A 13,168-nucleotide genomic window follows, 5' to 3' on the forward strand; every position below is an offset into this window, starting at 1 on the left:
GGAGCCGCTCAGGCCCGGGAGACCGCCCAGGCCAAGGAGATCCCTCAGCCCTCGGCGATCTGCCGCACCTCGCAGGTGACCGTCCAGTGCTCCTCGTGCACCTTCAGGAACCGCTTGGTCCACTCCACGGCCTCGGCCATGTCCTTGCACTGCATGATCGCGTAGCCGCCGACGACCTCCTTGGACTCGGTGAAGGGCCCGTCGGTGACGGACAGCTCCCCGCCCGAGTAGTGGACGCGCTTGCCCTGCGCGCTGGGCGTCAGGCCCTCGGTCTGGAGCATGACGCCGGCCTTGGTGATCTCCTCGATGAGCTCGCCCATCCGCTGCATCAGTTCGGGGCTGGGGCCCTCGGCGGGCGCGGTGCGCTCGTCGATCTGGACGAGAGAGAGGTAGCGGGGCATGGTGACTCCTCGTATGTCTTGACTGCCGGAGACGGGCTTCGTTCCCGCCTCTCACCCATGCGTCGATCGGGAGACGCCCGTTTCGACACGCTCCCCGGATTTCTTCGAAGTTTCTTCCACGGGAGCCGTTTCCGCAGGTCAGGTGGTCAGGCCGGGTGAATCGGTCGGCGAAGTCCTTGAGCTCCACGGTCTCTGGGATGGGACCGACGGGGCCGACGGTTCGCCGGCCGTACCGTCCGGGCCGGTCCCGGTCCGCAGGGCGGTGCGCAGGCGTTCGGCGTGGGCGCGTACCTCGTAGGCCGCGAGGGCGGGGCGTCCGCCACGGCACCCCTCGCACAGCCCGCCCCGCAGGGCGCGGCCGTCCCCGCCCGGCTCCCCGCACGCCGTGCACACGAGTTCGTAGCGAGGGGCCGGTGGCTGTGGCTCGGGTTCCGGCGGCAGCTTGGCGAGGAGCCGGGTGCGGACGAAGGCGTACGGGTGTGCCACGCGCTCCGGAAGCCCGGCCGTCGTCGCCTGGACGAGCTGGGCCTCACCCGCGCCCCGCGCGAACCACTCGGCGGCCTCCCCCTCCAGGGCCGCGCACTCCCCCGCCGACAGCGTCAGCCGGGCGTCGATCCGGCCGAGCCTGGCCAGCACGCCGTAGGCCGTCGAACGGGCCGCCGCCGCGACGGGCCGCTCGGTCACCGGCGTCTCCCCTGCGAGCAGGGCGTTCCACCAGGCGTCGTCGCGGGCGGTGCGTGAGAAGAAGGTGTGCCAGACCCAGCGGGGGCAGCCGTCGACGGTGACGGGGCGGCGCACCCGGCGCAGATGCCCCGCCGCGGAAAGGTGGTTCAGGGCGGTGGACAGGGCGCACTGGCCGTACGGGAGGTGCTTGGCCAGGGTCTTGATCGAGAGGTCCGACTCGTCGGCCAGCCGGTCGATGTACGTCGCGATCGATGCCTCGCGCAGGGGCAGGTGATCGAAGTCCCGACCCGTACGAGGGGTTTGGCCGGGCGCCGACCTTTTTCCGTAGCCAGGATTGGCGAGGGGATGGGCGGACGGGCGCGGGGCAGCACTAAGCTGGGCGACAGCCATGGATCGAGCCTCATTCGGTCTTTGTGGTCAGACCCCCGCGTGGTGTTCCTGCACCCACGGGGGTCGGCGCTTTCGCGGCGCACGCTACACCGCTGCCACGCTCCGCCGCGACCCGATCACGAAAAGTCATATCCCCTGGCCCGGACGGCACTTCGGCCGTCGGCAAGGGAGGGAGGGTGGGTTGAACCTCCCGCCCAATCCATACAAAAGAGGCTCGAATCCCGAGCCCCGAAGCTCAAGTCCCGTGGATCACGGAGACGTTCATTTGAGCGAATGCCAAAGATCGCTCGCCTCCGGCTCGTTCGCGATCACTCTGTTGGGGTCCGAGGGCGCCGCCACCACCGGCATCATCACCGTCCTGACCTCGTCGGAGGAGAGGGACTTCAGGCTCTGGCCGAGCTTCGTCAGTTCGCCGAGCGAGTCGAGCCCCGTGTCCGTCGTCAGGCTGCCGGTCACCGCGTTCGCGACGTCGTAGAGCTTGGCCGGGTCGGAGAGCAGGTCGGCCGAGGAGATCTGCTTCAGCAGGGCCTTCACCAGCTTCTGCTGGAGACCTATGCGGCCCAGGTCGCTGCCGTCGCCTATGCCGTGCCGGGTGCGGGCCAGGGCCAGGGCCTGCGTGCCGTTCAGATGGTGGGTGCCCGAGGCGAGGTGCAGATGGCTCTTGTCGTCGTCGATGTTCTCGTCCGTGGTGACCGTGACACCGCCGAGCGCGTTCACGAGCTTCGAGAAGCCCGCGAAGTCGATCTCGATGTAGTGGTCCATCCGGACGCCCGTGACCGACTCGGCCGTCTTCACGGCGCACACCGGACCGCCCACCGAGTAGGCGCTGTTGAACATCGCGTCGTACGCCACCGCCGTCGAGCCCCCGGACGGCAGCGGACAGGACGGGCGGGTGACCAGCGTGTCACGCGGAATGCTGACGACCGTGGCCTTGGTGCGGCCCGCGTCGATGTGCACGACCATCGCCGTGTCGGAGCGCGCGCCCGAACTGCTCCCGCCGCCGAGCTTCGCGTTCGCCTTGCCGCTGCGCGAGTCCGACCCCAGGACCAGGATGTTGAGGGCCTCGGTCGGCAGCGGGGAGGCGGTGGCCGAGGCGGAGGCGGACGCCGGGGCCGAGGGGGTCACCATCGCCTTCGCCGGACGGTCGTCACCGAGGGCGCTGTTGATGTCGACGCTTTTGATGTTCCGGTTCAGATGCCAGTAGGCCCAGCCCGCGGTACCGGCGCCCAGCACCAGCAGTCCCGTCAGGGTGAGGCCGGCGGCCTTCAGCACCCGCGCCCGCCGGCCCCACCGTCTGCGCTCGTCGCCGTTCTCGTCATGTCCGGTCACGGACAGGAACGTAGGTCCGAATTATTAGGGGACTGTTAGGGACAGAGGCGCGCGACGTTTTTCTTCGGAGAATCTCATCCTTCTCAGTGCGGCCTCAGCCCAGCGTCACCGTGGGGACGGGATTGCTCCCGCTCCAGGAGGCGTTGAACCCGAACGTCACCGAACCGCCGTCCGGGACCGTCCCGTTGTAGGAGGCGTTGGCGCAGCTGACCGCCACGCCGGTCTGGGTGCAGGTCGCGTTCCAGGCCTGGGTGATCCGCTGGCCCGCGCCGTACGTCCAGTTCACCTTCCACGAGGACAGGGCGGCCCCGGAGCACGCGATGCGCACCTGCCCGGTGAACCCGGTGTTCCACTGGCTCTGGACGCTGTACGTCGCCGTGCAGGCGCCCGTGGGCGGCGGTGTCGTGGTCCCTCCGCCGAGCGAGGTCGCGATGGCGTTGTACGCCGGTTTGGGCACGTAGTTCTCGTCGTACGGGGTCGCCGCGCCGTAGCCCGAGAAGACGTCCGGGATCCAGGAGTCGGAGTCGGTGAAGCCCCAGACGGTCACGCCGTAGCAGCGGGTCACGGCGACGCAGGCGTCGAAGACCGCCTTGTAGTCGGCGGCCTGCTGCGCCAGTTTCGTGCTGTCGGAGGGGAGTTGCATCCGGATGTCCAGCTCCGTGACCGCGACGTCGACCCCGAGGTCGGCGAAGCGCTGGATGTTCTGCTGGAGGGTGCCGGGGACCTGGCCGAGGATGAGATGCGCCTGGAGCCCGACGCCGTCGATCGGGACACCGCGCGCCTTGAGGGACTTGACCAGGTTGTAGAGGGCGGTGCTCTTGGCGTTGACGCCCTCGACGTTGTAGTCGTTGATGTAGAGCTTGGCGCTCGGGTCGGCGGCGTGCGCCCAGGTCAGCGCCTGGGCGATGTAGTCGGCGCCGAGGCCGTTGTACCAGAGGGTCGAGCGGTAGGTGCCGTCCTCGTTGAAGGGTTCGTTGACCACGTCCCAGGCGGCCAGCTTCCCCTTGTAGCGGGTGACTTCGGTGGTGATGTGGTCCTGGAGCAGACCGCTCAGCTCCGCGGTCGTCCAGGTGCCGTTGGTCAGCCAACTCGGGTTCTGGCTGTGCCAGACGAGGGTGTGACCGCGCACCTGCTGGTTGTGGGCCTGCGCGAACGCGACGATCTGATCGGCCTCGGCCCAGTCGAAGCTGCCACGGGTGGGCTCGACGGTGCCCCACTTCATGGCGTTGCCCGGGGTCAGCGAGTTGAACTGGGCCCCGGCGATGTCGCCGTACGTCCCGGTCAGCTTGGAGCCGGTGACGGCGGTGCCGATGACCTTGCCCTTGGCGGCGGCGAGGTCACGCAGCGGGGCGTCGGCGGCGTGCGCCGTCGTGCCGGCCGCGAGCAGGGCGGCCACCGTCACGGCCCCGGCGAACAGGGCGGCGACACGGCGGCGTAAGGGGTGGCGCGAGGAGCGGCGTAAGGGACGGGTTCCGGAAAGACGGGTTCTGGAGGTTCTCATGGCGGGTGCCTCCGAAAGTTTCGGCCGTACAACCGATTGACATCGGAGGAGTGTGGAGGCGGATGCATCACCCGTCAATACGGTCCCCCGGCCGACTTCGAGCCCTTCCCGCCACCCTGGCCCCACGGCGCACTCCGGTCCGGACGGCCGCCCGGACTCACGCCGGAGTCACGCCGGACTCGCGCCGGACTCGCGCCGGAGTCACGCCGGAGGCGCTCCCGTACTGCTGCGGACGACCAGGCTCGTCGCCAGTTCCATCCTCGTCCCGGCCGAGGGCCTTTCCTGGCGGCTCAGGTCGAGCACCAGCTTCGCCGCCGCCTCGGCCATCTCCGTCAGCGGCTGCCGTACGGTCGTCAGCGGCGGCCCCACCCAGCGCGCCACCGGCAGATCGTCGAAGCCGACGACGCTCAGATCCTCGGGAATGCGCAGCCCCAGCTCACGGGCCGCCTCGTAGAGGCCGAGCGCCTGGAGGTCGTTGCCGGCGAAGACGGCCGTGGGCCGGTCGGGGCGGCGCAGCAGGTCGAGGCCGATCCGGTAGCCGGCCTCGTGGTGGAAGTCCCCGGCGGCGATCAGCGAGGGATCGACAGGCAGTCCGGCCGTCTCGAGCGCCGCGCGGTAGCCGTCGACCCGCGCCCTGCTGCACATCATCCGGGACGGCCCGCTGATGGCTCCGATCCGGGTGTGCCCGAGTTCGACGAGGTGACGTGTGGCGGCGAGGCCGCCCTGCCAGTTGGTGGCCCCGATGGAGGGCACGTCGACGCCCGGGTCGCCCGCCGGGTCCATCACCACGAAGGGAATGGATCTGCTGGTCAGCAGGGCGCGCTGGGAGTCGTCGAGGCCCGAGAGGACGAGCACCACGCCGTGCGGGCGGCGGGCGGCGACCTGGTCGGCCCAGGTGCGGCCGGGGGTGAGCCGCCCGGCGGACTCGGAGAGCACCACGCTGAGGCCTGCGTCCCGGGCGACGTTCTCCACGCCCCGGATGACCTCCATCGCCCAGGCGCTCTCCAGTTCGTGGAAGACCAGGTCGATCAGCGGTGAGCGGGAACCCTCGGCCCGCCGGCGGCGGTAGCCGTACGCGCGCAGCAGCTCCTCGACGCGGGACCGGGTCGCGGGAGCGACGTCGGCGCGGCCGTTGAGGACCTTCGAAACAGTCGGAGCCGAAACACCGGCTTCCCGGGCGATCTCGGCCAGCGTCGCCGTCTGTGCTTCTGCGGACTTCCCAGGCTTCATGCGGCGATCGTATATCTGCGCAACCTCTTGACGGGCCCCCCGGATCGTCCTACGTTCCCGGAACATTCGAAAAATAACTCGAAACATTCGCGGTGGATCATCGGCGATCCTTCGCGCTTACCGAGAGGTGCCGTCCCATGGAGTCCCACAGCAGACGTTGGTTCCTCGGCGCGGGCACGGCCGCCCTGGCCTCTGTCGGCGGGCTCACCGCCTGCGGCTCCGGCGGCGGCTCCGGCGCCGACGGGACACTCACCGCGTTCGTCTACGGAGACGACGCGGCGAAGATCCAGGTCAAGTCCGTCAACCGGTTCAACGCGTCGGCCGCCGCGAAGAAGGCCAAGGGCACGATCAAGCTCCAGAAGGTGCCCGCCACCGACTACCCGGCCAAGCTGCGCACGGCGATGGGCTCGCCCAACGCGCCCGACGTCTTCTTCAACTGGGGCGGCGGCTCCATCAAGGCCTACCGGGAGGCCGGCCAGCTGGTCGACCTGACCGACGTCATCACGTCCGACCCGGTGCTCAAGAGCGGCTTCCTGCCGTCGGTGCTGGCGTCGGGCGGACTGGACGGCAAGAACTACGGCGTGCCGATGCGTGGCATGCAGCCCGTGATCCTCTTCTACAACAAGACGGTCTTCCAGGAGCACCAGCTCCAGCCGCCCACCACCTGGGACCAGCTGCTGGACATCAACACCAAGCTGAAGAAGGCGAACATCACCCCGTTCGCGCTGGGCGGAGCGGACATCTGGCCCGAGCTGATGTGGCTGGAGTACCTGGTCGACCGGATCGGCGGCCCCCAGGTCTTCGAGAAGATCAAGAACGGTGACGCCTCCGCCTGGGGTGACCCGGCCGTCCTCAAGGCCGCCCAGACGGTCAAGCAGCTGATCGACGACGGCGCCTTCGGCAAGGGCTACAGCTCGGTGGGTTACGGCAACGGCGGCGCTCCCGCGGTCTTCGCCAAGGGCAAGGCGGCGATGCATCTGATGGGTTCGTGGGAGTACTCCACGCAGCTCGGCAAGTTCCCCGCCTTCGCCAAGAACAACCTGGGCTGGTGCGCCTTCCCGCAGATCGACGGCGGCGCCGGCGACATCCGCAACGTGGTCGGCAACCCGACCAACTACTGGTCGGTGAACGCCCACACCTCCAACAAGGACGCGGCGATCGCCTTCCTGCGGGACTCCGCCTCCCTGGCGTACACCAAGGAACTCATAGCCAACGGTGACGTCCCGGCCACCTCGAACGCGGCGACCCTCCTGGACGCCTCGCCGAACCCGGAGTTCGCCAAGTTCCAGTACCAGATGGTGCAGCAGGCCCCGGCGTTCACGCTGAGCTGGGACCAGGCGGTCGACCCGAACGTGGCGACTCCGATGCTCACCGAGGTCAACAAGCTGTTCGTGGGCAAGTCCTCGCCGGCGCAGTTCGTGTCGGCGCTCGAGGGGCTGAAGTGAGCGTGCCGCAGGTCAAGGACGGCCCGCGGAACGACGCGGGCCGTCCCCGCTCCACCAGGCGCAACAGGGCCGGCCGGCCGAGCGCGGCACTAGCCCTTCCCGGCGTCCTGTTCTTCGCGTTCTTCGCCATCGTCCCGATGCTCCTGGCCTTCTACCTGTCGTTCACCAAGTGGAACGGCCTGGGTGACCCGAAGCCGACCGGTCTGGACAACTGGCGCAAGCTGCTGAGCGACGACCGGCTGACCCAGTCGCTGACGGTCACCGTCGGACTGACCGTGGTGAGCTGGGCGTTCCAGACGGTGATCTCGCTTCTGCTGGGCGTGTGGGCGGCGGGCAGACAGCGCAACCGCGCGGTGCTCTCTGCGATCTTCTTCGTGCCGTTCCTGCTGTCGTCGACGGCGATCTCCCTGCTCTTCTACGCGCTGCTCGACCCGAACTTCGGCATCATCCACAAGGACACCCTCGGCACGACCAGCGGCGCGTTCCTCGCGATCGTGTTCGTCGGCGGCTGGCAGTTCATCCCCTTCCACACCCTGATCTACCAGGGCGGGGCACGGCAGATCCCCGAGGTGCTCTACCAGGCCGCGTCGATCGACGGGGCCGGACGCCTGCGGCAGTTCTTCTCGATCACGCTGCCGCAGCTGCGCAACACGGCGACGACGTCCGGCGTGCTGATGGTCGTCGGTTCGCTCACATACTTCGAGACGGTCCTCATCCTCACCCAGGGCGGTCCGGGCACCGACACGGCGATCCTGCCGTACCTGATGTACGAGGCCGGCTTCAAGAGCTACGACTTCGGCTACGCGAGCGCCGTCGCCTCCTTCCTGGTGCTCGCCGCGACCGCGTTGTCCCTGCTGATGGTGAGACTGTCCGGCTTCGGCGCGATGCGCAGCACCAGGGAAGGGATGTGACGACATGTCACACGACACATTGCCCCGTCCCGTGAAGGCGGACTCCGCCCCGGCCGCCGAGCGGCCCGTGCGCCGCCGCGGGCGCTGGTCCAGGCGCGCCAACCCGCTCGCTGGCGCCGGGACGCTGATCTGGCTGGCCGTCGTGATCATCCCGATCTACGCGATGATCTCGGCCTCGCTCACCCACCAGGACGAGGCACTGGGCCACAGCGCCCTGAAGCCGCCGTCCCATCCGACCCTGGACAACTACGACACCGTCCTGCACAACGGCTTCGGCCATCTGCTGTGGAACACGGTGCTGGCGGCGGCCGGGGTCGTCCTGATCGTCCTGGTGCTGTGCGTCCCGCTGTCCTACGTGGCCGTGCGGACCCGCAGTGTCTGGTCGGGGGCCGCGTTCCGGCTGTTCCTGCTGGGCGTGGCGATCCCGGCGCAGGCCGTCGTGGTGCCCCTCTACCTGATGATCGCCAAGCTGAACCTCTACGACAGCCTGCTCGCGATCGTCCTGCCGACGGCCGCGTTCGCCATGCCGGTGTCGGTGCTGATCCTCACCGGCACGCTGCGGGACATCTCGGAGGAGATGTACGAGGCGATGGCGCTGGACGGCGCGTCCACCACCCGGATGCTGTTCCAGCTCGTCATCCCGATGGCCAAGGGCGGGATCAGCACCGTCGTCATCTACGCGGCGCTACAGGCGTGGAACGGCTTCCTCTTCCCGCTGATCTTCACCCAGTCCGACGGGCCCCGGGTGCTGACCCTCGGCCTGTTCGACTACGTGAGCGAGTTCGGCGTGAACATTCCCGCGATCCTCGCCTCCGTCGTCCTCTCCGGTGCCCCGATCTTCATCGTGTACCTGGTCGCCCGCCGCGCGCTGGTCGGCGGCCTCATGGGTGTGGGCGGCAAGTGAACGTGTACGACCAGGGGCGGTCGGCGAACCCCCCTTTCCCCGACAGGAGTTCCATGACCACCGCTCCCTGGCGCGACCCCGCCCTGCCCGCCGCGACCCGCGTCGACGACCTGCTCTCCAGGATGACCCTGGAGGAGAAGACCGCCCAGCTGTACGGCGTGTGGGTGGGAGCCGCCACGGACGGCGGCGGAGTCGCCCCGCTCCAGAGCGAGATGTCCTCCGCGTACGACTGGGACGAGCTGATCACCGCCGGTCTCGGCCAGCTGACCCGCTCCTTCGGCACCGCCCCCGTGGACCCGGCGCTGGGCGCGCAGGCCCTGGCCCGCGCCCAGCGCCGGATCGTCGAAGCGGGCCGCTTCGGCATCCCCGCGGTCGCCCATGAGGAGTGCCTGGCGGGCTTCACGGCCTGGCAGGCGACGGCCTACCCGGTCCCGCTGTCCTGGGGCGCCACCTTCGACCCGGCGCTGGTGGAGGAGCTGGGCCGGCGCATCGGCGACGACCTGCGCTCGGTCGGCGTCCACCAGGGCCTCGCCCCGGTCCTGGACGTGGTCCGCGATCTGCGCTGGGGCCGGGTGGAGGAGACGATCGGCGAGGACCCGTACCTGGTCGGCACCGTCGCCACCGCCTATGTGCGGGGCCTGGAGTCGGCCGGGATCGTGGCCACGCTCAAGCACTTCGCCGGGTACGCCGCCTCGGCCGGTGCCCGGAACCTGGCGCCGGTGCGGGCGGGAGTGCGCGAGCTCTCCGACATCACGCTGCCGCCGTTCGAGATGGCTCTGCGCGAGGGCGGCGCGCGTTCGGTGATGGCCGCCTACAACGACACGGACGGCGTCCCGGCGTCGGCCGACCCGCACCTGCTGACCGAGCTGCTGCGCGACGAGTGGGGTTTCACCGGCACGGTCGTCTCGGACTACTTCGGTGTCGGCTTCCTCCAGACCCTGCACCGGGTGGCGGGCAGCGAGGCCGAGGCGGCGCACAAGGCGCTGGAGGCGGGCATCGACGTCGAGCTGCCCACGCTCAAGTGCTACGGCGAGCCGCTGGTCGCCGCCGTCCGCGCGGGCACCGTCCCCGAGTCGCTGATCGACCGGGCGGCCCGCCGGGTGCTGCTCCAGAAGTGCGAGCTCGGCCTGCTGGACGAGGACTGGCGGCCGGAGACCGGCCGCCCCGTCGACCTGGACTCCGCGGGCAACCGGGCGCTCGCCCGCAGGCTCGCCGAGGAGTCGGTGATCCTGCTGGACCACGCGGACGGCGTGCTCCCGCTGGCCCCGGACACCAGGATCGCGGTGGTCGGTCCGCGCGCGGCGGACTCCCTGGCGATGCTCGGCTGCTACTCGTTCCCGTCACACGTGCTCACGCACCACCCCGAGGTGCCGACCGGCGTGGACATACCGACCGTGCTCGACTCGCTGCGCGCCGAACTGCCGGACGCCAAGGTGACGTTCGCGCAGGGCTGCGGGGTCTCCGAACCGGACCGGTCCGGTTTCGAGGAGGCGGTGGCACGGGCCGCCGAGGCCGACGTGTGCGTGGCGGTGCTCGGCGACCGTGCCGGGCTGTTCGGGCAGGGCACCTCAGGCGAGGGCTGCGACGTGGCCGACCTCGGCCTGCCGGGTGTGCAGGGTGAGTTGCTGGACGCGCTGGTCGCCACGGGCGTCCCGGTGGTCCTGGTACTGCTCACCGGTCGCCCCTACGCGCTGGGCCGCTGGCAGAACCGTCTCGGCGGCGTGGTCCAGGCGTTCTTCCCGGGCGAGGAGGGCGGCCCCGCGGTGGCGGGCGTGCTGTCCGGCCGGGTCGGGCCGTCGGGCAGGCTTCCGGTGAGCGTGCCGCGCGACCCGGGCGGCCAGCCGTGGACCTACCTCCAGCCGCCGCTGGGCCTGGCGGGCGAGGTCAGCAACCTGGACCCGACGCCGCTGTACCCGTTCGGCCACGGCCTCTCGTACACGTCGTTCGACTGGGAGCCGGTCGAGGTGCCCGAGACCGAGATCGGCACCGACGGTTCGTACGACGTGTCGGTGACCGTCCGCAACACCGGCGAGCGCGCGGGCGCCGAGGTCGTCCAGCTGTACCTGCACGACCCGGTGGCCTCGGTGACCCGCCCGGACGTACGGCTGATCGGCTACCGGCGCCTGGACCTGGCTCCGGGCGAGGCCCGCCGGGTGACCTTCCGCTTCCACGCGGACCTCTCGGCGTTCACCGACCGCGCCGGCACCCGGATCGTCGAACCGGGCGCCCTGGAGCTGCGGCTCGCCGCCTCCAGCGCGGACGTACGCCACACGGCCCGGCTGAAGCTGACGGGTCCGGTACGGCGGCTCGGCACGGACCGGCGCATGCGCTGCGAGACGGAGATCGAGCAGGTGTCCTGATCCGGAGGGGTGGGCCCGGCCCCCGGTGGTGCCCCGGACCCTGTGCATCCAGCACGGGACCCGAGCCACCGGGGCCACCCGGGACACCACGTCGGCGGGGCCACCGGGCCACCGCATCACCGGGCCACCGGGCCACCGGGCCACCGGGCCACCGGGAGGAAACCCCGGCCGCCGCCGTCAGTCCACCGACTCGAAGCGCCACCTGTGCACCGGACGGGACACCAACTCCCCGTCGGGTTCGCTCAGTTCGGGCAGCTCCGCGTCGTACTCCGCGTCCCACCAGGTGATGACGAGCACCCGGTCCTGGGGGGCCCGCAGGATCTCCCGCCGCACCGGGTCCCCGGGGACCTCCTGCCCCCGCACCCAGGCCAGCAGGTCGTCGCCCCGGCCGGGGACGGCCCGTGCCTCCCACATCAGCGCGACGGTCACGGGTACAGGTTCTCCTTCGCGACCTCGTGCACGTGATCGTGCGAGTGCGCGTGCGTCCGCCCGCGCCCCGGCACGTGCGGGTCCGTCACCGGCAGCGAGGAGTCCGCCGACAGGTCCCAGTCGGAGGCGGCCCGGTTGCGGGCGACCATCTCGGCGCCCAGCGCGGCGACCATCGCGCCGTTGTCCGTGCACAGCTTGGGGCGCGGCACCCGCAGCCGGATACCGGCGGCCTCGCAGCGCTCCTGGGCGAGCACCCGCAGCCGCGAGTTCGCGGCCACGCCACCGCCGATCATGAGGTGGTCGACGCCCTCGTCCTTGCACGCGCGGACGGCCTTGCGGGTGAGCACGTCCACCACGGCCTCCTGGAAGGACGCGGCCACATCGCGCACCGGCACCTCCTCCCCCGCCGCCCGCTTGGCCTCGATCCAGCGGGCCACGGCGGTCTTCAGACCGGAGAAGGAGAAGTCGTAGGCCGGATCGCGCGGCCCGGTGAGACCGCGCGGGAAGGAGATGGCCTTCGGGTCGCCCTCCTTGGCGTAGCGGTCGATGACCGGGCCGCCCGGGAAGCCGAGGTTCAGCACGCGCGCGATCTTGTCGAAGGCCTCGCCGGCCGCGTCGTCGATGGTCGCGCCCAACGGCCTTACGTCGGAGGTGATGTCGGTGGACAGCAGCAGCGAGGAGTGGCCGCCGGACACCAGCAGGGCCATGGTCGGCTCCGGCAGCGCGCCGTGCTCCAGCTGGTCCACGCAGATGTGGGAGGCGAGGTGGTTGACGCCGTACAGCGGCTTGCCCAGCGCGTACGCGTACGCCTTCGCGGCCGAGACCCCGACGAGCAGCGCCCCGGCTAGCCCGGGCCCGGCGGTGACCGCGATGCCGTCCAGGTCCCTGGCCGACACCCCCGCCTCCTTCAGCGCCCGCTCGATGGTCGGAACCATGGCCTCCAGGTGCGCCCGGGACGCGACCTCGGGAACGACCCCGCCGAAGCGCGCGTGCTCGTCGACGCTCGACGCGATGGCGTCGGCGAGCAGGGTGGTGCCGCGGACGATGCCGACGCCGGTCTCGTCGCAGGAGGTCTCGATGCCGAGGACGAGCGGTTCGTCAGCCATGGGTCTCTGTTCCTTGTACGGAGGTCGACGGGTCGTGCAGGCGCATCACGAGGGCGTCCACGTTCCCCGGCTGGTAGTAGCCGCGGCGGAAGCCGATGGCCTCGAAGCCGAAGCGCTCGTAGAGCTTCTGCGCGCGCACGTTGTCCACGCGGCACTCGAGCATCACCTCGGCGCAGTCGAATTCGCTCGCGGCCCGCAGCAGTTCGGTGAGCAGCCGGCCCCCGAGGCCGGTGCCCCACTGGTCCTGCCGCACGGCGATCGTCTGCACGTCACCCAGGTCTCCCGAGGCGGCGAGCCCGGCGTAGCCGACGAGCACCTCGCCCTCGCAGGCGACCAGATAGCGCCGGGTAGCCTCCGGCCCGCGGGAGTGGGCCAGCTCGGACCAGAACATGCCCCGGGACCAGGCGTCCACGGGGAAGAGTTCCTTCTCGAGCTCCAGTACGGGATCGATGTCCCACCAGCGCATCTCGCGCAGCAT

General features: G+C 70.7%; 12 protein-coding genes. 4 read left to right on the plus strand and 8 right to left on the minus strand.

The genetic code is table 11. The annotated features are described in order from the left end of the window. Positions 1-44: 44 nt before the first annotated feature. The 5 genes from ABZV42_RS31515 to ABZV42_RS31535 form a co-directional block, all read right to left on the minus strand. Entirely contained in the window at positions 45-401 is a 357-nt protein-coding gene (locus tag ABZV42_RS31515) for a YciI family protein (protein ID WP_355989253.1), read from the minus strand. A gap of 138 nt (positions 402-539) precedes the next feature. Further along, positions 540-1,475 (minus strand): hypothetical protein, encoded by a 936-nt coding sequence (locus ABZV42_RS31520; RefSeq protein WP_356054727.1) that lies wholly within the window; start codon positions 1,473-1,475, stop codon positions 540-542. A 261-nt stretch (positions 1,476-1,736) separates the two neighbouring features. Further along, complete coding sequence (locus ABZV42_RS31525; RefSeq protein WP_356054729.1) at positions 1,737-2,804, minus strand: LCP family protein; 1,068 nt, start codon at positions 2,802-2,804, stop codon at positions 1,737-1,739. 94 nt (positions 2,805-2,898) lie between these two features. After that, positions 2,899-4,305 (minus strand): endo-1,4-beta-xylanase, encoded by a 1,407-nt coding sequence (locus ABZV42_RS31530; protein ID WP_356054731.1) that lies wholly within the window; start codon positions 4,303-4,305, stop codon positions 2,899-2,901. Positions 4,306-4,506: 201 nt separating this feature from the next. Beyond that, the gene (locus tag ABZV42_RS31535; RefSeq protein WP_355989242.1) at positions 4,507-5,535 is read right to left on the minus strand and encodes a LacI family DNA-binding transcriptional regulator; all 1,029 of its coding nucleotides are present in this window, start codon (positions 5,533-5,535) and stop codon (positions 4,507-4,509) included. A gap of 137 nt (positions 5,536-5,672) precedes the next feature. Between ABZV42_RS31535 and ABZV42_RS31540 the strand changes: the two genes are divergently transcribed. The 4 genes from ABZV42_RS31540 (at position 5,673) to ABZV42_RS31555 (ending at position 11,155) form a co-directional block, all read left to right on the plus strand. Then, on the plus strand, positions 5,673-6,980 hold the full coding sequence (locus ABZV42_RS31540) for an extracellular solute-binding protein (RefSeq protein WP_356054733.1): 1,308 nt from the start codon (positions 5,673-5,675) through the stop codon (positions 6,978-6,980). Positions 6,981-7,087: 107 nt separating this feature from the next. Then, a complete protein-coding gene (locus ABZV42_RS31545; protein WP_356054826.1) occupies positions 7,088-7,891 on the plus strand; it encodes a sugar ABC transporter permease in 804 nt (267 codons plus the stop codon). A gap of 4 nt (positions 7,892-7,895) precedes the next feature. Beyond that, positions 7,896-8,795, plus strand: coding sequence for a carbohydrate ABC transporter permease (locus tag ABZV42_RS31550; RefSeq protein ID WP_356054735.1), 900 nt, complete (start codon positions 7,896-7,898; stop codon positions 8,793-8,795). A gap of 53 nt (positions 8,796-8,848) precedes the next feature. Beyond that, entirely contained in the window at positions 8,849-11,155 is a 2,307-nt protein-coding gene (locus tag ABZV42_RS31555; RefSeq protein ID WP_356054738.1) for a glycoside hydrolase family 3 N-terminal domain-containing protein, read from the plus strand. Positions 11,156-11,332: 177 nt separating this feature from the next. Here ABZV42_RS31555 and ABZV42_RS31560 read toward each other — a convergent pair whose 3' ends face one another. The 3 genes from ABZV42_RS31560 to rimI are packed head-to-tail and all read right to left on the minus strand — an operon-like array spanning position 11,333 to position 13,168. After that, entirely contained in the window at positions 11,333-11,584 is a 252-nt protein-coding gene (locus ABZV42_RS31560; protein WP_355989232.1) for a hypothetical protein, read from the minus strand. Further along, positions 11,581-12,690, minus strand: a complete 1,110-nt coding sequence (tsaD, locus tag ABZV42_RS31565) for a tRNA (adenosine(37)-N6)-threonylcarbamoyltransferase complex transferase subunit TsaD (protein WP_356054740.1) — start codon at positions 12,688-12,690, stop codon at positions 11,581-11,583. Before tsaD ends, ABZV42_RS31560 begins: the two co-directional genes overlap by 4 nt. Further along, entirely contained in the window at positions 12,683-13,168 is a 486-nt protein-coding gene (gene rimI, locus ABZV42_RS31570) for a ribosomal protein S18-alanine N-acetyltransferase (protein WP_355989284.1), read from the minus strand. The genes tsaD and rimI overlap by 8 nt, the downstream gene beginning before the upstream one ends.

The organism is Streptomyces sp. NPDC005281, assembly GCF_040607495.1.
GTDB lineage: Bacteria > Actinomycetota > Actinomycetes > Streptomycetales > Streptomycetaceae > Streptomyces.

Excerpts from the sequence above, each read along its gene's own strand:
- ABZV42_RS31515 (WP_355989253.1), bottom strand. The coding sequence starts at position 401 with ATGCCCCGCTACCTCTCTCTCGTCCAGATCGACGAGCGCACCGCGCCC.
- ABZV42_RS31520 (WP_356054727.1), bottom strand. The coding sequence starts at position 1,475 with ATGGCTGTCGCCCAGCTTAGTGCTGCCCCGCGCCCGTCCGCCCATCCC.
- ABZV42_RS31530 (WP_356054731.1), bottom strand. The coding sequence starts at position 4,305 with ATGAGAACCTCCAGAACCCGTCTTTCCGGAACCCGTCCCTTACGCCGC.
- ABZV42_RS31535 (WP_355989242.1), bottom strand. The coding sequence starts at position 5,535 with ATGAAGCCTGGGAAGTCCGCAGAAGCACAGACGGCGACGCTGGCCGAG.
- ABZV42_RS31540 (WP_356054733.1), top strand. The coding sequence starts at position 5,673 with ATGGAGTCCCACAGCAGACGTTGGTTCCTCGGCGCGGGCACGGCCGCC.
- ABZV42_RS31550 (WP_356054735.1), top strand. The coding sequence starts at position 7,896 with ATGTCACACGACACATTGCCCCGTCCCGTGAAGGCGGACTCCGCCCCG.
- ABZV42_RS31555 (WP_356054738.1), top strand. The coding sequence starts at position 8,849 with ATGACCACCGCTCCCTGGCGCGACCCCGCCCTGCCCGCCGCGACCCGC.
- tsaD (WP_356054740.1), bottom strand. The coding sequence starts at position 12,690 with ATGGCTGACGAACCGCTCGTCCTCGGCATCGAGACCTCCTGCGACGAG.
- rimI (WP_355989284.1), bottom strand. The coding sequence starts at position 13,168 with ATGCTGCGCGAGATGCGCTGGTGGGACATCGATCCCGTACTGGAGCTC.